Origin of the sequence: Azospirillum sp. B510 (genome assembly GCF_000010725.1) — a bacterium.
Classification (GTDB): Bacteria; Pseudomonadota; Alphaproteobacteria; order Azospirillales; family Azospirillaceae; genus Azospirillum; species Azospirillum lipoferum_B.
Map to the genome: position 1 here is coordinate 315,399 of NC_013854.1, position 19,015 is coordinate 334,413.

Here is a 19,015-nt window from a genome sequence, read left to right on the forward strand (position 1 = left end):
GCGTTACCCGGCGGCGAGCGCGTGAATGAGGATGGCGGCGGTGGCGGCGACGTTCAGCGATTGGACATGCCCGCTGCCGGGAATGGTCAGCACCGCCTCGCAGGCCGCCAGCGTGGCCGGAGGGATGCCGTCCTCCTCGTTGCCCAGCACGACCGCCGGTGGCTTGGTGTCCGCCTTGCCGCGCCAGCCGGTCAAGGCGCCGGCATCGACCGCCGGCCGGCTCTGGTCCAGCGCCGTCCCGAACAGCCGGTGGCTGGCGCGCAGCCGTTTCAGCACGGCCGGCAGGGCGGGCGCGCGCTCCAGCGCCACCCACTCGAACCCGCCCTCGGCCACGCGGTAGGCGGCCTCCGACGGCAGGGCCTGTCCGGGATGGTCGGAGACCAGCACGCGGGGCAGACCGAAGAAGGCGGCGGTGCGCAGGATGGCGCCGAGATTGTGGGGGTTGCCGACCCCGTCGAGGATCAGCAGCGGCTCCGCCGCCCGGCGTGCAGCCTCGGTGTCGAACAGCGGCAGCGTGCGCGGCGCCATCAGCGCCACCACCCCGCCATGCAGCACCGTGCCGGCGACCTTCGCCAGCTCGTCGGCCTCCACCATGCGGTAGGGTTTGCGGGCCGCCGCCATCGCCTTGCAGAAGGCGCCCACCGCCGGCTTCAGCCGCTCGTCGAAGAACAGGCGCTCCACCCGCTCCGGCTCATGGGTGAACAGGGCCGAGACGGCGGCCAGCCCGGCGACGCGGAACAGCTTGCGCGATTCGGTCGGTTCCGGGGCCGACAGTGGAGCGGTGGCGGCGGCGGTCCGGGTACGGGCGCGGCTGGGATGGGGCGGGCGTCCGCGCGGAGGCATCGAGGATCCTGCTTGTGTGAAAAGGAGGCGGCGGCTTACAGCAGCTTCACCACCAAGAAGCCGCCGACCAGCGCCACCGCGAACACGCTGGTGACGAGCGTCAGCCGCTTTTCGATGAAGGCGCGGATCGGCGGGCCGAAGAAATACAGCAGCGCCGCCACCAGATAGAAGCGGATCGACCGCGAGATGATCGAGGCGCCGATGAACACCCACAGCGGCAGATGCGCCACGCCGGCGGTGATGGTCAGCAGCTTGTAGGGAATCGGCGTCATGCCCTTGATGATCAGGATCTCCGCCCCGTACTCGACGAAGGTCTGGCGCAACTGTTCGAATTTGTCGGTCAGATGGTAGAAGTCGATGACCCAGCGGCCGATGGTCTCATAGAGGAAATAGCCGATCATGTAGCCGGCGATGCCGCCGACCACCGAGGCCAGCGTGCAGATCGTCGCCAGCTTCCACGCCGCCTTGCGGTTGGCGATGACCATCGGCACCAGCAGCAGGTCCGGTGGCAGCGGGAAGAAGGAGCTTTCGGCGAAGGACACGCCGGCCAGCCATTTGGTCGAATCCTTCGACGCGGCCTTGGCCATGGTCCAGTCGTAAAGACGCTTCAGCATGTTGGGCCGCCCTTCGTCGCTGCCGTTGCGGTGCTTGAGGCCTCTTTTAGGCGCGCCGGTGGCGGCGCGCCAGTGCCCAATTCGCCCCCCTCCGGACAGCGGGAGCCCTCCGGAGGGGGTAAGCCCGATCAGGCGGCTTTGGCTGTGACTGCGGCTTTGGCTGCGGCTGTGACGGCGGCTGTGACGGCGGGCACGGCGTTGACGTTGGCCGCCGGCAGTGCGGCCGGGGCCTTGTCCTTGCGCAGCTCGCCGCGCAGGCGCAGCAGGTTGGCGGCGGCGCAGAAGGCGTCGGACGCCATGGCGAAGGGCGACATCACCAGGGCGTTGTGGCTGACCCAGAAGCCGCCGGCGACCAGCAGAAGGATCCGCATCCGCACCGCGTCCGACTGCCAGCGGGCGAGCGTGGAGAAGGTGATGCCCAGGCTGGACAGCGCCGAGGGCAGGCCCGACCAGGTGAACAGCGCGACGGCGGCGATGCCCGGCACCGTGGCGGCGAAGACCGCCGTCTGCCAGCGGCTCCGTCCTTCCGGCAGGGCCGCCAGCGCCTGCGCCACCACCAGCAGGCAGAGCGCGGCGGCGGTGTGGGCGCCCAGCAGAACATAATGGGTGATGAACATCAGGTTGGTGGCGGCCTGCCCGGCCAGCAGGGCGCGGCGCTTCTTCATCAGCGGCCAAAGGCACGAACCGGCGAAGGCGGCCGCACCGAAGGCGTCGGCGGCGCTGAAGGGCAGGGAGAGGGACGGCATGGCGGGGATCGGCTCGGGCGAAAGGCGAGGCGGCACGGCGCCGCGGCTGCGGCCCGTCCGGATGCCGGAGGAGGGGGCGGGGTGGGGAAGGGGTGTTGCCGTTCGGTCACGCTGGCGCCGCGCTGCAACAGGGCCATATGTACGGCGCCTTGCCGCGCCGCACCATGGGGCTTCCGGTCGCCCAGGGCTGCACCATGCGCATGGAAGAAAAAAGCGACGCCAATGTTTCGGCCGGGTCAGCCGGCCGGCGGTTCCGTCGCGGCGGTGTCGTCTCCGGCCGGCGCGTCGGCCTCCTGCTCCTTCAGCGTCTCCTCCAGCCAGCGCAGATGGGGCTCCGCGACCTTGCGGGCCTCCTCCTCGGTCCGGCGGTAGCGGGCGACCACTTCCTGGCCCAACGCGGTCAGGCCGGCGCCGCCGCCCTCGCGGCCGCCGACGCTGGTGCGGATCACCGGCTCGCGGAAGGCGGTGTTCATCGTCTCCACCAGGAACCAGGCGCGGCGGAAGGTCATGTCCAGCGACCGCGCGGCGGCGGAGATCGAGCCGGTGCGGTCGATGGCCTCCAGCAAAGCGATCTTGCCGGGGCCGATGGCGCCCGACGGATGCAGGAAACGGACACGGAGGTCGGCGTGCATGGTGTCCCGATGCCAATCCGGAAGGGATGGGGACAAGCATGTGGCCGCCGCCGCGCCGGTTCAAGCGGCAAGTGGGGAGGCGGATGAGGGCGGCGGCAGCCCGCTCTACTCCGCCCCCGCGGCTTCGGCCAGTCCCAGGAAGGCGGGCAGCTCGTGGGTGATGACATAGGTGGGGATCGGCGCCAGGAAGTCGTGCATGCGCCCCTTCTCCATGAAGCGCTTGCGGAAGCGGGAGTGGGTGAACAGCGGCCCCAGCTTCGGCACGATGCCGCCGGCGATGTAGATGCCGCCGCGCGCGCCCAGCGTCAGGGCGAGGTTGCCGGCGACGGTGCCCAACATGGCGCAGAACATCTCCACCGCCTCGACGCAGTGGGGATCGCCGCCGCCGATCGCGCTGTCCGCCACCTGGGCCGGGGTCAGGGCGGCCGGCTCCCGCCCGTCCAGGATCATCAGCGCGTTATAGAGATTGACGAGGCCCGGCCCGGACAGCACCCGCTCGGCCGAGACATGTTCGAAGCTCTTGCGCAGCTGGTCCAGAACGGCGCTTTCGCGGTCGCTCATCGGCGCCATGGTGGCATGGCCGCCCTCGCCCGACAGCGCGGTCCAGCGGCCGTTCGCCCCCGGCACCAGTCCGGACAGGCCCAGCCCGCTGCCCGGTCCCAGCACGCCGACGACGGCGCCCGGCTGTGCCGCGCCGTCGCCGATCTGGCGCCGGTCCTCCTCCGCCAGACGCGGCACCGACAGGGCGACGGCGGTGAAATCATTGATGACGGCCAGACCATCCAGCGCGAGGGCGTCGCGCACCCGCTTGACCGAGAATTGCCAGACCAGATTGGTCATGGCGATGTGGTCGCCGGTGACCGGACCGGCCACGGCGAAGGCGCCGCGCCGCGGCCGGCCTGGAGTGCCGGGCGCCGCCAGCCCGACGGCCGACAGATAGGCGGTGGCCGCATCCTCGATCGAGGCGTAGTCGGCGCAGCGCAGGACGCGGGTGTCGCGCAAGATCCGGCCGTCGATCAGGCCGAAACGGGCATTGGTGCCGCCGATGTCGGCGACGAGAATGGGGGCGGGGTCGGCGGCCATGGATCCGGGTCTGCGGTTGTGGCGGGGATTGTGGTGGGCCTGGCGGATGCTCAGGTGACCGGAAAGTCATACGGCGCGCGGGTCAGCGCGTCCACATAGCTTTCACGCCACCAGCCGATGTCCTGCCGCCGCAGGGTCTGCATCAGCGCGGCATGGCGTTCCTTGCGCTCGCCCAGCGGCATGGTCAGCGCCCGTTGCAGCGCGTCACCGACGCCTTCGATGTCGAAGGGGTTGACGATCAGCGCCTCGCCCATCTCGTGCGCGGCGCCGGCGAACTGCGACAGCACCAGCACGCCCGGATTGTCGCCGTCCTGGCAGGCGACATATTCCTTGGCCACCAGATTCATGCCGTCGCGCAGCGGTGTCACCAGCCCGACATTGGCCAGCCGGTAGAAGCCGGCGAGCACGCGTTGACCGAAGCTGCGGTTCAGGTAGCGGATCGGCTGCCAGTCGAACTCGGCGAACCGGCCGTTGATGCGGCCGGCCATCTCCGACAGCTCGCGGCGGATGGCGATATATTCCGGCACATCCTCGCGCGAGGGTGGGGCGACCTGGAGGAAGGAGACGCGGTTGCAATGCTCGGGATAGCTTTCCAGAAGCTGTTCGAAGGCGGCGAAGCGCTGTGGCAGCCCCTTGGAATAATCGAGCCGGTCGACGCCGATGATCAGCCGGCGGCCGACCAGGCTCTCGCGCAGCCTTTCGGCCTGGCGCGAGCGGCCGGCGGTGCGGGCCAGGCTTTCCAGCGCCGGGGTGTCGATGCTGATCGGGAAGACCTTCGCCAGCAGGGTGCGGCCGAAGGCGCGGATCATCGCCGTGCCGTAGGCGCCGCGCTGCTCGACCGTGCCGTCGGTCTCGGTGCGGATATAGTCGCAGAAGCCGCGCAGGTCGGTGGCGGTGTGGAAGCCGACCAGGTCATAGGCGCACAGCTCGCGGATCAGGTCGCGGTGGTTGGGCAGGGCGGTCAGCAGTTCCGGCGGTGGGAAGGGCGTGTGCAGGAAGAAGCCGATCCGCTGTGAACAGCCGCGGCGGCGCAGCTCGTCGCCGAAGGGGATCAGGTGATAGTCATGGACCCACACCATGTCGTCCGGGCGCAACAGCGGCTCCAGCCTGTCGGCGAAATAGGCGTTGACCCGGGAATAGCCCTCCCGCGTCCGCCGGTTCACCGAGATCAGCCCCAGCCGGTAATGGAACAGCGGCCATAAGGTCTGGTTGGCGAAGCCGTTGTAATACTCCTCATGGTCGCGGCGGCCCAGATCGAGCGTGGCGTAGGTCAGCTTGCCGGCATCGGTCCGGGTCGGCTCCGCCTGCGACTCGCCATCGACGACCTTTCCGCTCCAGCCGAACCAGATGCCGCCGGTCTTCTTCAGGGCGGCCAGGATGGCGACGGCGAGACCGCCGGCCGCCTGCTTGCCCTCTTCCATCAGGGCCACCCGGTTGGATACGACGACGAGCCTGCTCACGATCTTCTTCTCCTTATTGGCCGCCGGCAGGGTGTTCCGCACTCCACGGTCACGGGATCGCTCTACGGACACCCGATATGGGCCCCGTACGAAACGACCGTCGGCGGTCTTGGTTCCGAGCGTCGACCGTCAAGCTCAAGACAGGGGGGCCGGAGGTCGGAGGCTTCCCGTCCTTTGGGCGGGCGCTCCGCGGCGGGTCATGCTGCGATGCAGCATTTCCGGCTGGCCCACTCTCCGCTTCGTGATACCGTCGCGCCCGGTTAACGCAATGTAATAGATAGGAAATTCTTTTTTCTTGAAGGCGGGCGGGTGCGCGCCCATATTGTGCAGTGCGGCAGCGATCGCGCCTTGGCGCGGGCGTTGGCGTAACGCACTTCTTGGGCGTTTCCTCCCTAGACTGAGGCCGCGGGTCCGCCCGCGGCCCTTTTTTGCGTGATTGCGTCTTCGGGTCAGCGCGGACCCAGCCCGTCCGGCGGCAGCAGGCCCAGCGTATCGACCAACTCGGTCATATGGCGGGCCAGAATGTCGAGATAGGGCAGGCGGGTCAGCGCCGCCTCGTCCATATAGAGGGTGCGGGCGATTTCGATCTGAAGCGTGTGGATGCCCTGGCGCGGCCGGCCATAGTGGCGGGTGGTGTAGCCGCCGGCATAGGGGTTGTTGCGGCTGACGGCATAGCCCAGCCCGCGCAGGTAATCCTCGGCCGCGTCGATCACCGCCGGGGCGCAGGCGTTGCCGAAACAATCGCCCAGCACGATGTCGGGATGGCTGCCGCCGCGTCCGCCGCCATGCCCCCCCGTGGTGACGCTGCCCGACGGCATGGAATGGCAATCGATCAGCAGCGCGTGGCCGAAACCGTCGCGGGTTCCGTCCACCAGTTGGCGCAACGCGGTGTGATAGGGGGTGTAGCAGTGGCCGATCCGGTCAAGCGCCTCGGCGAAGCGCAGCTTGCCCTTGTAGATGTCCTCGCCGTTGGCGACGACGCGGGCGATGGTGCCCAGTCCCGCCGCCACCCGGGGTGAACGCGTGTTGACATAGGCCGGCAGCGGATCGGAGAACATCTCCGGATCCAACTCGTAGGCCTCGCGGTTGACGTCCAGATAGGCGCGCGGGAACAGGGCGCGGATCAGCGGCACACCGATGCCGGGGGCGAAGGCGAAGATCTCGTCGACGAAACAATCCTCCGACTTGCGCAGGGCGCGGGCGTCCAGGCGGGAGGAGGCGAGGAAGGCGGCGGAATAGGCGTTCCCGCTGTGCGGCGACGCCAGGACGAGCGGCAGCCTCTGGCTCCGCGGGGCCAGAATCTCGAAAGCCGGGCTGTCGGTCGGCGGAGCGTCGGCGGCCGGATCCGGACCGGCGCCGGCGGTGCGCTGCGCGTCGAAGGAGGCGTCCATGGTCGAAAGATGTAATGGACGCCGGCCGCCATGTCACGGGAGCTATGTCACGGGACCTGTGACGCGGGATTGACCGCCGCTCCGCCGCCGGCGGATAAAAAGAGCGTCGGGGCCATGAAAGGGCTTGCGCGGCGGCGAGGAGATCGGTATACACCCGCCCACGCCGGACGGAAGACGCCAAGCGCTCCGCCGCCGGCCGCTACAGTGGGCGGTTAGCTCAGCGGGAGAGCACTACGTTGACATCGTAGGGGTCACTGGTTCAATCCCAGTACCGCCCACCATTCTGAAGGCCGTGAACCGGAACGGGTTCGCGGCCTTCGCCGTTTTGGCGCGGTTCGGATCGGGGGTCACCGGACGATCGTGGTGGACGGAGCGGGGGCCGGGATGTGTCCCGGCAATGCCGCCAGGGCTTGCCGCAACTGATCCACGACATCCACCCACTGATGGGGCGCGTGTTGCCGGAACATCCGGGCGGTCGGGTACCAGAGCGGCCCGCCGTCCGGGGCTGGCATCCATCGCCAATCCGCCTGCAACCACCCCATCACCCAGGTCTCCTGGCCCATCGCGCCGGCCAGATGGGCGACGGCGGTGTCGGAGGTGATCACCAGATCCAGTGACGCGATGATCGCCGCGGTATCCGCGAAATCGGCCAGCCCTTCGCCGAGGTCACTGACATGGGACGGCAGGGATATCCCGTCGAGATCCCGCCGCCCGTCCCCGGCCTGCAAAATCACCGGTCGCCATCCCGGGGGGTCGAGCAGCCGGCGAACCGGTTCCAGGCGCGGCGACCGCAGGCGATCATACAGATAGTCGGAATTCCCCGCCCAGACGAGACCGAACGACCGTTCCGCCCCGGCGGGCAATTCGGCGCGCCACCGCCGGACCCGGTCCGGCGCCGCGCGAAGATAGGGATGGCGGAGCTAGGTCCCCGGTGTCACGCTCAACAGCTTTGCCAGTGACATCAGCGGCAGCGCGGCGTCGGCGTGCGCGATATCCCCGAAGGGCTGCACCGTTATGTTGGCGATCTGTCCTTGCAGCAGCGGAACCAGGGGAGCATGGACCTGGAGGATGATCCGCTTGACCCGCGCCGCGGCCAGGGGCAGGAAACGGCAGAACATCAGGACATCGTCGATCCCTTGCTCGCCACACAGGGCCAGCACCCCGTCCGGCATCGGCGTGCCATCCCAGCGCTTGATCCGGGTGGCCCATTTGACCGGTGGGGACAGGCTCGGAATCAAGGCGCGGCTCTCGCAATCCTCCCACCCGCGCGCCCAGTCGCCCGCCAGCAGGCGCTGATTGCCCCGCTCGAAACGGACCGACGCGGAGTGCGGCTCGACATCCGCGAGATGCCGGTACAGAGCCAGCGCTCGTATCCGGTCGTCGGCCTTGTCCAGCGCCACGGCGAGATTGTAGCGATGGCCGGGATTGTCCGGCTGTTGGCGGCAGGCCATGCCGAGCCAATCGATGGCCTCCGCCACCCGGCCGGTTGCGGTCAGGACGATGCCCAGATTGGCCATCGCGCCGGGAGCGTCCCGGGAGAGCGCCAACCGCCGCCGCAACCATGTCTCCGCCGCTCCGCTCTGCCCGCGCTCATGCAGGAGAGCCCCGAGATTCTCGATGGCGGCGTCCCTGGAGGGAGCGAGCGCGAGCGTGCGCCGCAGCCAGCGGGCCGCCTCCTCCAGCCGCCGGGTCTGGAGCAGCAGCGCCCCGAACCCGGCATAGAGACCGATGTGCTGAACCTGTTCGACGACCGCCCGGTAATCCTCCTCGGCGCCGGGCAGGTCGCCGGCGGCATGACGCGACATGGCGCGCATCGCCCGTTCGACCAAACTCTGCGCCTGGCTGGCCTGTGGGGTGCTCATGGCTGTCTTTGTGATCGTGCTCGGATATCGGCGGGCACTTTGCGGGGAGTCACGCCGCCATGGCAATCCCCTCGGCGTGGGCGTGGCCACGCGTTTCCGTCCCCGTGCGAGGAGGGGTCAGGGCGCTCCCTCGGCCGGTGATCGGGCTGGAGGCATGCTTGAAAACATCAAGGGCCCGGCGATGCGTTCGCCGAGCCCTTGATCGATTTGGTGGAGCCAAGGAGGATCGAACTCCTGACCTCTACAATGCCATTGTAGCGCTCTCCCAGCTGAGCTATGGCCCCTTATTCCTGGGGGCCGGTCGTTTCCGTCCGGCCTTGGTGGAGCGGGATAATAGTCAGGCAGCGGAGTGATGCAAGCGGAAAATTCGACCCTTCCGCGCTTTTTTCGCACCACCCCGCCGGACCTGCCGCCGCCACCGGGAAGGGCGCCGCTCAGCGCTCCTCCTCGTCCTCGCCCTCGACATCGACGACCTCGTCCATGTCGTCCTCGCCCAGCTCGGACGTGTCCTCGATCAGGACGTCGTCCTCGTCCTCGGCGGTGTCGCCGGCTTCCTCGATGTCGTCGACCGACATGTCGTCCTCGACATCCTCCAGTTCCGGAGTCTCGGCCTCGGCCTCGACCTCCTCCTCGTCCTCGGCCACGACCGCCACCTTCTTGGTGTCGTCGGCCGGAGCCGGACGGGCCTTGCGGGACTTCAGCAGAGCCTCGGGATCGAACTGCGCGCCACAGCTCGGGCAGACCGGCGGGTCCTTGCGCATGTCGTAGTAACGAGCGCCACAGCTCGGGCAGATGCGCTTGACGCCCCATTCGGGTTTGGCCACGCCACGTCCTCCGTCACAAAAAATCAGGGGTTCTCAAGAGGCGCCCTTTGCCACGCCCTGCGGCGCTTGTCAAAAAAAAGATGAGGTCGGCAGGCGCCCGCGGCGTCGCCGCCGCCGCGGGAAAGAGGTATTCCACCCGGCCAGGGGTTGCCTTTACACAGCGTTAACCATAATTCGCTACAACCGACCTGCACGCTGTGCAATGCCTCCATTTGGTTTCCTCCTTGACCTCGGGGCCGCCTTCGGGCGGCCTCCTTTCATTTGCGCGGAGACGATGCCGCAGGCGGCCGGGCGGCGGACGGCTTGGCCCCTCTCGCATCGGGGCGGGGGCTGTGATAGGAACGGCGGCCACAAGTATTTTCCGTTCCGATCCGAAGGACCCGTCCCATGACGCAGGCAAGGCCGCTGCGCTCCACCACCACCGGCGCGATCCGGGGCAGCATCCGCGTACCCGGCGACAAGTCGATCTCGCACCGGTCGCTGATGCTGGGCGCCATCGCCGTGGGCGAGACGGTCATCCATGGCCTGCTGGAGGGGGAGGACGTCCTGCACACCGCCGCCGCCATGCGCCTGCTGGGCGCCGAGGCGGAGCGTGAGGATAACGGCCAGGGGCCCGGCGTCTGGCGCGTGCGCGGCGTCGGGCTCGGCGCCTTGCGGGAGCCGGCCCAGGTGTTGGACATGGGCAACAGCGGCACCGCCGCCCGCCTGCTGATGGGGCTGGTCGCCGGCCATCCGATCACCTGCGTCTTCACCGGCGACGCCTCGCTGAACAAGCGGCCGATGGCCCGCGTCACCAAGCCGCTGGAGGAGATGGGCGCCCGCTTCGTCGGCCGCTCCGGCGGGCGGCTGCCGCTGACCGTGGTCGGCAGCGGCGATCTGGTGCCGATCACCTACCGGCTGCCGGTGGCCTCGGCCCAGGTGAAGTCGGCGATCCTGCTGGCCGGCCTCAACACCGCCGGCGCCACCACGGTGATCGAGGCGGAGCCGACGCGCGACCATACCGAACTGATGCTGCGCCATTTCGGCGCCAGCGTGACGACGGAGCGGCTGGCGGACGGCGCGCTGGCCGTGACCGTGATCGGCCAGCCGGAACTGACCGGCCGGACCATCCATGTGCCGGCCGATCCCAGCAGCGCCGCCTTCCCGGTGGTCGCCGCCCTGCTGCGGCCGGGGTCGGAACTGCTGCTGAACGATGTCGGCATGAACCCGCGCCGCACCGGCCTCTATGACACGCTGGTCGAGATGGGCGCCGACATCGCCTTCGAGAACCGCCGCGACCAGGCGGGCGAGCCGGTGGCCGACCTGCGGGTGAGGCACGGCGCCCTCAAGGGCGTGGTGGTGCCGGCCGACCGGGCCCCCAGCATGATCGACGAATATCCGGTGCTGGCCGCCGCCGCCGCCTGCGCCGAAGGCACCACGGTGATGCTCGGCCTGAAGGAACTGCGGGTGAAGGAGAGCGACCGCCTCGCCATGGTGGCGGAAGGGCTGACCCGCTGCGGCGTGTCGGTCGAGGTCGGCGCCGACGACAGCCTGACCGTTCACGGCACCGGCGGTACCGGCAAGGCGCCGAAGGGCGGCGCCACCGTCCTCACCGCCATGGACCACCGCATCGCCATGAGCTTCCTGGTGCTGGGCATGGCGACGGAGCAGCCGGTGTCGGTCGACGACGGGGCCTTCATCGACACCAGCTTCCCCGGCTTCGTCGGGCTGATGAACGGGCTGGGCGCCGCGATCGTGGAGGCGTAAGGCGATGACGCAGCCGCTTTCCAACCAGTCGGAACCCGCCAAGGCGGTCGTCGTCGCCATCGACGGCCCGGCCGCCAGCGGCAAGGGCACCCTGTCGCAGCGCATCGCCGACGCCTTCGGCTTCGCCCATCTCGACACCGGCGTGCTGTATCGGGCGGTCGGCGTGGCGGTGCTGCGGGCCGGCGGCGATCCGGCCGACACTGCGGCGGCGGCGCGCGCGGCCTATGAGCTGCACCCCGAGCATCCCATCCTGCGGGAGGTGGCGCTGCGCACCGACGAGGCGGCGCAGGCGGCCAGCAAGGTGGCGGCGGTGCCGGAGGTGCGGGCGGCGCTGCTCGACTTCCAGCGGCGTTTCGCCTCGCACCCGCCGGGCGGCGCGCCGGGGGCGGTGCTGGACGGACGGGACATCGGAACGGTGGTCTGCCCCGACGCCCAGGCCAAGCTGTTCATTACCGCTTCGGTGGAGGTTCGGGCCGAACGGCGACTCAAGGAGTTGCAGCGACGGGGGATTCCCGCTATATCCTCCGATGTCCTGGAGGACATGAAGTCTCGTGATGCGCGCGACAGCCAGAGAGCGGTGGCCCCGCTCCGTCCGGCTGCCGACGCTTTTGTGCTTGATACGTCCGCTCTCGATGCCGATCAGGTGTTCTCGATGGCGGTCGCCCACATCGGTTCGAAAACCGGTCTGAAGCCCACGGCGTAACGCCGCCGCTTTCGACCTCCGTTGACGGGCCGCCGGTGGCGGCGCGAACGGGTCCGACTCCCTCCACGGAAAACCATCAACCAAGTCGCCGGGCGTGGTGCCCGGCGCGGCGGTTCGGTCGAGGTCCAACCCGTTTTGCCGCGGGAGGGACCGGAACGGGGCCGCTTTCGCGCCACCTTTAGGAGTTTCAATGGCACAGTCACTGGCCCGCACGGTCGAAAAGGAAAGCTTCGCGTCTCTGCTTGAAGAGTCGCTGGGCGCGGCCGAGTCGCTCGAAGGCACGGTCGTCAAGGGACGCGTCGTCGCCGTCGAGAACGACATGGTCACCATCGACGTCGGTCTGAAGTCGGAAGGCCGCGTCGCGCTGAAGGAATTCGCCGTTGCCGGCCAGCCGCCCGAGCTGAAGGCGGGCGACACCGTCGAGGTCTATCTCGAGCGGATGGAAGACAAGAACGGCGAGGCGATGCTGAGCCGTGAGAAGGCGAAGCGCGAAGAGGCCTGGGCCCTGCTGGAGAAGTCGTTCAACGACCAGACCCGCGTCACCGGCGTCATCTTCGGCCGCGTCAAGGGCGGCTTCACGGTCGACCTGTCGGGCGCCGTCGCCTTCCTGCCCGGTTCGCAGGTCGACATCCGTCCGGTCCGCGACATCTCCCCGCTGCTGGGCACCCCGCAGCCCTTCCAGATCCTGAAGATGGACCGCTCGCGCGGCAACATCGTCGTGTCGCGCCGCGCCGTGCTCGAAGAGAGCCGTGCGGAGGCCCGTTCGGAGCTGGTGGCCAACCTCAAGGAAGGCCAGATCCTCCAGGGTGTGGTCAAGAACATCACCGACTACGGCGCGTTCGTGGATCTGGGTGGTGTCGACGGCCTGCTGCACGTCACCGACATCGCGTGGCGCCGCATCAACCACCCGTCGGAAGCCCTGCAGATCGGCCAGACCGTCACGGTCCAGGTCATCCGCTTCAACCCGGAGACCCAGCGCATCAGCCTCGGCATGAAGCAACTGGAAGCCGATCCGTGGGAAGGCGTCGAGGCCAAGTATCCGGTCAGCGCCAAGTTCAAGGGCCGCGTCACCAACATCACCGACTACGGCGCCTTCGTGGAGCTGGAGCCGGGGATCGAGGGCCTGGTCCACGTCTCGGAAATGTCCTGGACCAAGAAGAACGTCCATCCGGGCAAGATCGTGTCGACTTCGCAGGAAGTCGAGGTCATGGTCCTGGACGTCGATCCGCAGAAGCGCCGCATCAGCCTCGGCCTGAAGCAGTGCCTGGACAACCCGTGGGAGACCTTCACCGACAAGTTCGGTCCGGGTACCGAGCTGGAAGGCGAAGTCAAGAACATCACCGAGTTCGGTCTGTTCGTCGGCCTGCCGGGCGACATCGACGGCATGGTCCACATGTCCGATCTCGACTGGAACAAGTCGGGTGAAGAGGCGATCGCCGAGTACAAGAAGGGCGACCGCGTCAAGGTCAAGGTTCTCGACGTCGACGTCGAGAAGGAGCGCATCAGCCTCGGCATCAAGCAGCTGGCCAGCGATCCGTTCGAGTCGGCCACCGCCGGCCTGAAGAAGAACGAGGTCGTGACCTGCACCGTGACGCAGGTGACGGATGGCGGCATCGAAGTGACCGTCGGCGAGGGCTACACCGGCTTCATCCGCAAGTCGGACCTGTCCCGCGACCGTTCGGAACAGCGCCCGGACCGTTTCGCCGTCGGCGAGAAGGTCGATGCCAAGGTCACCCAGATCGACCGCGCTTCCCGCCGCATCTCGCTGTCTATCAAGGCCCGCGAGATGGAGGAGGAGAAGCAGGCGATGGCCGAGTTCGGTTCGTCCGACTCGGGCGCCTCGCTGGGCGACATCCTGGGCGCCGCTCTGAAGCGCAAGCAGCAGAACGACGAGTGATCGCCTGACGCCGCTTTCCCCTTCGGCAACGGAGGGGGAGGGGGCTCGCGATCTCCCGGAAGGGTAAGAGAAAGGCCGCGTCCCGGTTGGGGCGCGGCCTTTTTCCTTGCGTGCCTTCGTTGCTATCGCCGCGGTTCCGGGCTGCGGGTCAGCGAGGTGATGCTGTCGTCGTAGCGGAATTCCGGCATGTCGCGGACGCTGGCGGCGGTCACCTCGCGCAGCCGGATCGCCTCGTCGCCCCCGCCGATATCGGCGAGGGCCAAATCGGCCGCGATGTCCTTGCCGCCGAAGCCCAGCAGGCCCCCCGAATGGATGAGGATGTACTGGGCCTCCCCCTTGTCATTGAGGATGACGTCGGTGACGGTGCCGATCTTCGATCCGTCGGCGCCGACGACGCCGCGGTTCATCAATTGATCGACGCTGGGGCCGGTCTTGCGGTCCGCCACGGCACCGACAGCCGGAGTCGCGCCGTTGATGATGACGGTCTGGGCAAGGGACACCGGCGGCCCGGCCATCCCGACCAACAGTGTCAGCGTGGGTAATTCCAACCACATCTTGTGGGTGATCGTCCGCATGGGTGCCTCTCCTTCCCCAGGCTCGTCCGGGATCCCTCTTGGCTCCATGCGCCTCAACCGCGGAGGCCGGAAATGGTTGCGGGGAGGCCGTCACCGCCCTTTGCCGTGTCGATCCTCCCACCGGTTTGATGGCGACTCGCCTGCGGGCAAGGTCGGCTTTTCGAGTCGGTTCCCGCAGTCCGCCAGCGGGCCCGACAATTTGGCCCCGAGTCGCCACGCAGCGAATCGGTGGTGGGTACAACGGTGCGTAGGCAACAAGATATTGATTTTCACCACAAGGAAGCTCTGGCGGTCCGGCCTGTTTTGCGCTCTAATCAAGGGGTGCCGCGGCCATATCCAGGATCGGCGGCGAGTCGCGTGTCCACAGTTGGTGCCTTCCGGCCGCGATGCGGCCCAGATGCCGCCTCCCCGAAAATTTGCTTGGCGGGCGGGAACGAGATCCCCGGCAAGGGGTTGAACACCACAAGCCCAAGGTTTTGAGGGGTTCGGTCATGTCAACCACAATATCTAGCAGAGTGGGGCTTGCCTGCCCCGGTCGCGCTGGCTAGGATGCGGCTCACGTGACCCGGCCGGCCAAGCGGCGGCCCCGGTCCGGTGGGAGAGCGGCGACGGCGGACAGTTGGGCATAGGGCCCCTGCCCGCACGGCGCCGCGTCCATTGCCGGACCGCATGGCGGACAGGGACCGCCCGCCGCTCCGTCGGGACGGGTCGCACCATATTTACAGTCGAGCGCGCCGTGGCGCGCTCCAAGCAGGGGACAGTCTCATCATGCGGATCGAGCGTCGTTTCACGCACGAAGGTCAGGACGCCTACGCCAGCCTCGGCTTCCGCCAGGCGACCAGCGAGATCCGCAACCCGGACGGGACCATCGTCTTCCAGCAGACCGGCATCGAGGTGCCTGACAACTTCTCGCAGGTCGCCAGCGACATCCTGGCCCAGAAGTATTTCCGCAAGGCCGGCGTCCCCGCGGCGCTCCGCGCCGTTGAGGAGAACACCGTCCCGTCCTGGCTGTGGCGCAAGGAAGCCGACCAGGAGAAGCTGGCGGCCCTGCCGAAGGAGAAGCGTCTCGTCGGTGAGACCTCCGCCAAGCAGGTCTTCGACCGTCTGGCCGGCACCTGGACCTATTGGGGTTGGAAGGGCGGCTATTTCGACGGCGAGGCCGACGCCCGCGCCTTCTTCGACGAGATGCGCTTCATGCTGGCCGCCCAGATGGCGGCCCCGAACAGCCCGCAGTGGTTCAACACCGGTCTGCATTGGGCCTATGGCATCGACGGCCCGAGCCAGGGCCATTTCTACGTCGATTTCAAGACCGGCCTGCTGACCTCGTCCGCCTCGGCCTACGAGCATCCGCAGCCGCACGCCTGCTTCATCCAGTCCGTCGCCGACGACCTCGTCAACGAGGGCGGCATCATGGACCTGTGGGTGCGTGAGGCCCGCCTGTTCAAGTATGGCTCGGGCACCGGCTCCAACTTCTCCCGCCTGCGCGGCGAGGGCGAGAAGCTGGCCGGCGGCGGCAAGTCGTCGGGCCTGATGAGCTTCCTGAAGATCGGCGACCGCGCGGCGGGCGCCATCAAGTCGGGCGGCACGACCCGCCGTGCGGCCAAGATGGTCACGGTGGACATGGACCATCCGGACATCGAAGGCTACATCGACTGGAAGGTGAACGAGGAGCAGAAGGTCGCCGCGCTGGTGACCGGCTCCAAGATCTGCCAGAAGCACCTGACGGCGGTGATGGCCGCCGCCCAGTCGGGCCTCGACCCGAAGGAGAACAAGGAGCTCAAGAAGGCGATCCTCGCCGCCCGCAAGGACCAGGTGTCGGAGAACTACATCCAGCGCGTGATCCAGTTCGCCGGCCAGGGCTTCACCTCGATCGAGTTCAAGACCTACAACACCGACTGGGATTCGGAAGCCTACCTGACGGTCTCCGGCCAGAACTCCAACAACTCCGTGCGCATCTCCAACGAGTTCGTGCAGGCGGTGCTGGACGATGCCGACTGGAACCTGATCGGCCGCACCAACGGCAAGGTGGTGAAGACCGTCCGCGCCCGCGACCTGTGGGACAAGGTCGGCTATGCCGCCTGGGCCTGCGCCGATCCCGGCGTGCAGTTCGACAGCACCATCAACGAGTGGCACACCTGCCCGGCCTCGGGGCGCATCAACGCCTCGAACCCGTGCTCGGAATACATGTTCCTCGACGACACCGCCTGCAATCTGGCATCGCTGAACCTGATGTCGTTCCGTCTGAAGGACGGTTCCTTCGACGTCGAGGCGTTCGAGCATGCCTGCCGGCTGTGGACCATCGTGCTGGAAATCTCCGTGCTGATGGCGCAGTTCCCGTCGAAGGAGATCGCCCAGCTCTCCTACGAGTTCCGCACGCTGGGCCTCGGCTTCGCCAATCTCGGCGGCCTGCTGATGGCGTCGGGCCTGTCCTACGACTCGGACGAGGGCCGCGCCTATTGCGCTGGCATTTCCGCCGTGATGACCGGTGTCGCCTACGCCACCTCGGCCGAGATGGCGCAGGAGCTCGGCACCTTCCCGGGCTTCGAGGCCAACCGCGACCATATGCTGCGGGTCATCCGCAACCATCGCCGCGCCGCCAACGGCGAGATGAACGGCTATGAGGGGCTGGCGGTCGAGCCGGTGCCCTTCGTCGCCGACCTCTGCCCGGACCAGGAGCTGGCTCTGGCCGCCGTCCGCGTGTGGGACGAGGCGCTGGAACTGGGCGAGGCCCATGGCTTCCGCAACGCCCAGGCCACCGTGGTCGCTCCGACCGGCACCATCGGTCTGGTGATGGACTGCGACACCACCGGCATCGAGCCCGACTTCGCCCTGGTGAAGTTCAAGAAGCTGGCCGGCGGCGGCTATTTCAAGATCGTCAACCGGCTGGTGCCGGAGGCGCTGAAGACGCTCGGCTACACCCCGGACCAGATCGAGCAGATCGCGCTCTACGCGGTCGGCCACGGCACGCTGAGGAACGCCCCCGGCGTGAACCATGAGGCGCTGAAGGCCAAGGGTTTCACCGACGAGCTGCTGGAGCGTCTGGAAGGCAACCTGACCACCGCCTTCGACATCAAGTTCGTCTTCAACCGCTGGACCATCGGCGCCGAGTTCTGCACCCAGACGCTGGGCATCCCGGCCGAGACGCTGGACGCCCCCGGTTTCGACCTGCTGAGCCATATCGGCTTCACCAAGGCGCAGATCGAACTGGCCAACACCTTCTGCTGCGGCGCCATGACGCTGGAGGGCGCCCCCTTCCTGAAGGACGAGCATCTGGCGGTGTTCGACTGCGCCAACCCCTGCGGCCGCATCGGCAAGCGTTTCCTGTCCTGGGAATCGCACATCACGATGATGGCGGCGGCGCAGCCCTTCATCTCCGGCGCCATCTCCAAGACCATCAACATGCCGAACACGGCGACGGTCGACGAGTGCAAGGACGCCTATCTGATGTCCTGGCGCCTGGGCCTGAAGGCCAACGCGCTGTACCGCGACGGCTCCAAGCTGAGCCAGCCGCTCCAGGCCGCCCTGCTCGACGATGAGGAGGATGGCGAGGCGGTCGAGGCGGTGATCGAGGCGCCGGCCGCCGTCCGCGCCCAGATGGTCACCGAGCGCATCGTCGAGAAGGTGATCGAGCGGGTGGTCGAGCGGAAGAGCAGCTCGCGCGAGCGTCTGCCGCACCGCCGCAAGGGCTACACCCAGAAGGCCAATGTCGGCGGCCACAAGGTGTATCTGCGCACCGGCGAGTATGAGGATGGCCGCCTGGGCGAGATCTTCATCGACATGCACAAGGAGGGCGCCGCCTTCCGCTCGCTGATGAACAACTTCGCCATCGCGGTGTCGATCGGTCTCCAGTATGGCGTTCCGCTCGAGGAGTTCGTGGAGGCCTTCACCTTCACGCGCTTCGAGCCGTCGGGCATGGTCACCGGCAACGACACCATCAAGATGGCGACGTCGATCATCGACTACATCTTCCGCGAGATCGCCATCTCCTATCTGAACCGCACCGATCTGGCGCACGCCACGCCGGAGGATCTGGTGCCGTCGACGGTCGGCAGCGGCGACAAGCAGGGCGACCTGCCGGACACCCAGGTGCAGCCGTCCGACATCGTCCGCCGCATCGCGTCGACCGGCTATGTCCGCAACAACCTGCGCGTCCTGCATGGTGGCCAGACGGGCGGTCAGGTCCAGCGCGCCAGCGCCGCGGCGGCCTTCGCCGCCACCGGCACCGACACGGCCGCCGTCGGCGTCACCGCGTCGGCCGGCACCCAGGCCTCCGCCCAGGCCGCCATGGCGGCCAGCCCGGCGGTCGCCGCCGCCACCGCCCATGGCCATGTCGCCGCCACCGCCGCCACCGGCACCGCCTATGGCGGCAGCACCAGCGACCAGCGCTTCGACCGCATCCGCGAGGCCCGCGCCCGCGGTTACGAGGGTGATCCCTGCGGCGAATGCGGCAACATGACCCTGGTCCGCAACGGCACCTGCCTGAAGTGCGACAGCTGCGGTTCGACCACCGGCTGTAGCTGATCCGCCGGACGGTCGCCTGCCGGACGGTAACAAGTCCGGGCTGCCCTGAAGACAAGGAAAGGAGGAGGCGGGAGACCGCCTCCTCCTTTTCGCATGTGCAAAGACGATCCCTCCATGC

At 68.3% G+C, this 19,015-nt stretch carries 15 protein-coding genes and 2 tRNA genes; 5 read left to right on the top strand and 12 right to left on the bottom strand.

Annotation, left to right across the window (positions count from 1 at the left end; genetic code table 11):
- Nucleotides 1-3: 3 nt before the first annotated feature.
- The 7 genes from AZL_RS01500 to AZL_RS01530 all read right to left on the bottom strand — a co-directional run bounded on the left by AZL_RS01500 (nucleotide 4) and on the right by AZL_RS01530 (nucleotide 6,769).
- Nucleotides 4-843 carry a TrmH family RNA methyltransferase gene (locus AZL_RS01500; protein WP_012972907.1) on the bottom strand — a complete coding sequence of 280 codons (840 nt, stop codon included), beginning with the start codon at nucleotides 841-843 and terminating at the stop codon, nucleotides 4-6.
- Nucleotides 844-878: 35 nt separating this feature from the next.
- Nucleotides 879-1,457, bottom strand: a complete 579-nt coding sequence (locus AZL_RS01505; RefSeq protein ID WP_012972908.1) for a YqaA family protein — start codon at nucleotides 1,455-1,457, stop codon at nucleotides 879-881.
- A gap of 128 nt (nucleotides 1,458-1,585) precedes the next feature.
- Nucleotides 1,586-2,203 carry a YgjV family protein gene (locus AZL_RS01510; protein WP_012972909.1) on the bottom strand — a complete coding sequence of 206 codons (618 nt, stop codon included), beginning with the start codon at nucleotides 2,201-2,203 and terminating at the stop codon, nucleotides 1,586-1,588.
- 236 nt (nucleotides 2,204-2,439) lie between these two features.
- Nucleotides 2,440-2,835 carry a winged helix-turn-helix domain-containing protein gene (locus tag AZL_RS01515; RefSeq protein WP_012972910.1) on the bottom strand — a complete coding sequence of 132 codons (396 nt, stop codon included), beginning with the start codon at nucleotides 2,833-2,835 and terminating at the stop codon, nucleotides 2,440-2,442.
- 105 nt (nucleotides 2,836-2,940) lie between these two features.
- Nucleotides 2,941-3,918 (bottom strand): glucokinase, encoded by a 978-nt coding sequence (locus tag AZL_RS01520; protein ID WP_012972911.1) that lies wholly within the window; start codon nucleotides 3,916-3,918, stop codon nucleotides 2,941-2,943.
- Between the two features lie 50 nt (nucleotides 3,919-3,968).
- Entirely contained in the window at nucleotides 3,969-5,378 is a 1,410-nt protein-coding gene (gene otsA / locus AZL_RS01525; protein ID WP_012972912.1) for an alpha,alpha-trehalose-phosphate synthase (UDP-forming), read from the bottom strand.
- Between the two features lie 449 nt (nucleotides 5,379-5,827).
- Complete coding sequence (locus tag AZL_RS01530; protein ID WP_012972913.1) at nucleotides 5,828-6,769, bottom strand: N-formylglutamate amidohydrolase; 942 nt, start codon at nucleotides 6,767-6,769, stop codon at nucleotides 5,828-5,830.
- A gap of 206 nt (nucleotides 6,770-6,975) precedes the next feature.
- On the opposite strand from AZL_RS01530, the gene AZL_RS01535 reads away from it, so the two are divergent.
- A tRNA-Val gene (locus AZL_RS01535) sits at nucleotides 6,976-7,050 on the top strand.
- A gap of 66 nt (nucleotides 7,051-7,116) precedes the next feature.
- On the opposite strand, the gene AZL_RS01540 is transcribed toward AZL_RS01535, so the two are convergent.
- From AZL_RS01540 to AZL_RS01555, 4 genes are all read right to left on the bottom strand, one after another.
- Complete coding sequence (locus tag AZL_RS01540) at nucleotides 7,117-7,632, bottom strand: glycosyltransferase family 9 protein (RefSeq protein WP_148219157.1); 516 nt, start codon at nucleotides 7,630-7,632, stop codon at nucleotides 7,117-7,119.
- Nucleotides 7,633-7,689: 57 nt separating this feature from the next.
- Nucleotides 7,690-8,631, bottom strand: coding sequence for a tetratricopeptide repeat protein (locus tag AZL_RS01545; RefSeq protein WP_042442328.1), 942 nt, complete (start codon nucleotides 8,629-8,631; stop codon nucleotides 7,690-7,692).
- Nucleotides 8,632-8,839: 208 nt separating this feature from the next.
- Nucleotides 8,840-8,915: transfer RNA gene (locus tag AZL_RS01550), tRNA-Ala, on the bottom strand.
- Between the two features lie 150 nt (nucleotides 8,916-9,065).
- On the bottom strand, nucleotides 9,066-9,455 hold the full coding sequence (locus tag AZL_RS01555) for a TIGR02300 family protein (RefSeq protein WP_012972916.1): 390 nt from the start codon (nucleotides 9,453-9,455) through the stop codon (nucleotides 9,066-9,068).
- A gap of 387 nt (nucleotides 9,456-9,842) precedes the next feature.
- Here AZL_RS01555 and aroA point away from each other — a divergent pair, with 387 nt between their 5' ends.
- From aroA to rpsA, 3 genes are all read left to right on the top strand, one after another.
- Nucleotides 9,843-11,201: a 3-phosphoshikimate 1-carboxyvinyltransferase gene (aroA, locus tag AZL_RS01560; protein WP_012972917.1), complete on the top strand. Its 1,359-nt coding sequence runs from the start codon at nucleotides 9,843-9,845 to the stop codon at nucleotides 11,199-11,201.
- 4 nt (nucleotides 11,202-11,205) lie between these two features.
- Nucleotides 11,206-11,904 carry a (d)CMP kinase gene (gene cmk, locus AZL_RS01565; RefSeq protein WP_012972918.1) on the top strand — a complete coding sequence of 233 codons (699 nt, stop codon included), beginning with the start codon at nucleotides 11,206-11,208 and terminating at the stop codon, nucleotides 11,902-11,904.
- A 190-nt stretch (nucleotides 11,905-12,094) separates the two neighbouring features.
- Complete coding sequence (rpsA, locus tag AZL_RS01570) at nucleotides 12,095-13,801, top strand: 30S ribosomal protein S1 (protein WP_012972919.1); 1,707 nt, start codon at nucleotides 12,095-12,097, stop codon at nucleotides 13,799-13,801.
- 122 nt (nucleotides 13,802-13,923) lie between these two features.
- Here rpsA and AZL_RS01575 read toward each other — a convergent pair whose 3' ends face one another.
- Nucleotides 13,924-14,376, bottom strand: coding sequence for a PRC-barrel domain-containing protein (locus AZL_RS01575; RefSeq protein ID WP_148219158.1), 453 nt, complete (start codon nucleotides 14,374-14,376; stop codon nucleotides 13,924-13,926).
- Nucleotides 14,377-15,144: 768 nt separating this feature from the next.
- Here AZL_RS01575 and AZL_RS01580 point away from each other — a divergent pair.
- Nucleotides 15,145-18,897, top strand: a complete 3,753-nt coding sequence (locus AZL_RS01580) for a vitamin B12-dependent ribonucleotide reductase (protein WP_012972921.1) — start codon at nucleotides 15,145-15,147, stop codon at nucleotides 18,895-18,897.
- Nucleotides 18,898-19,015 lie beyond the last annotated feature (118 nt).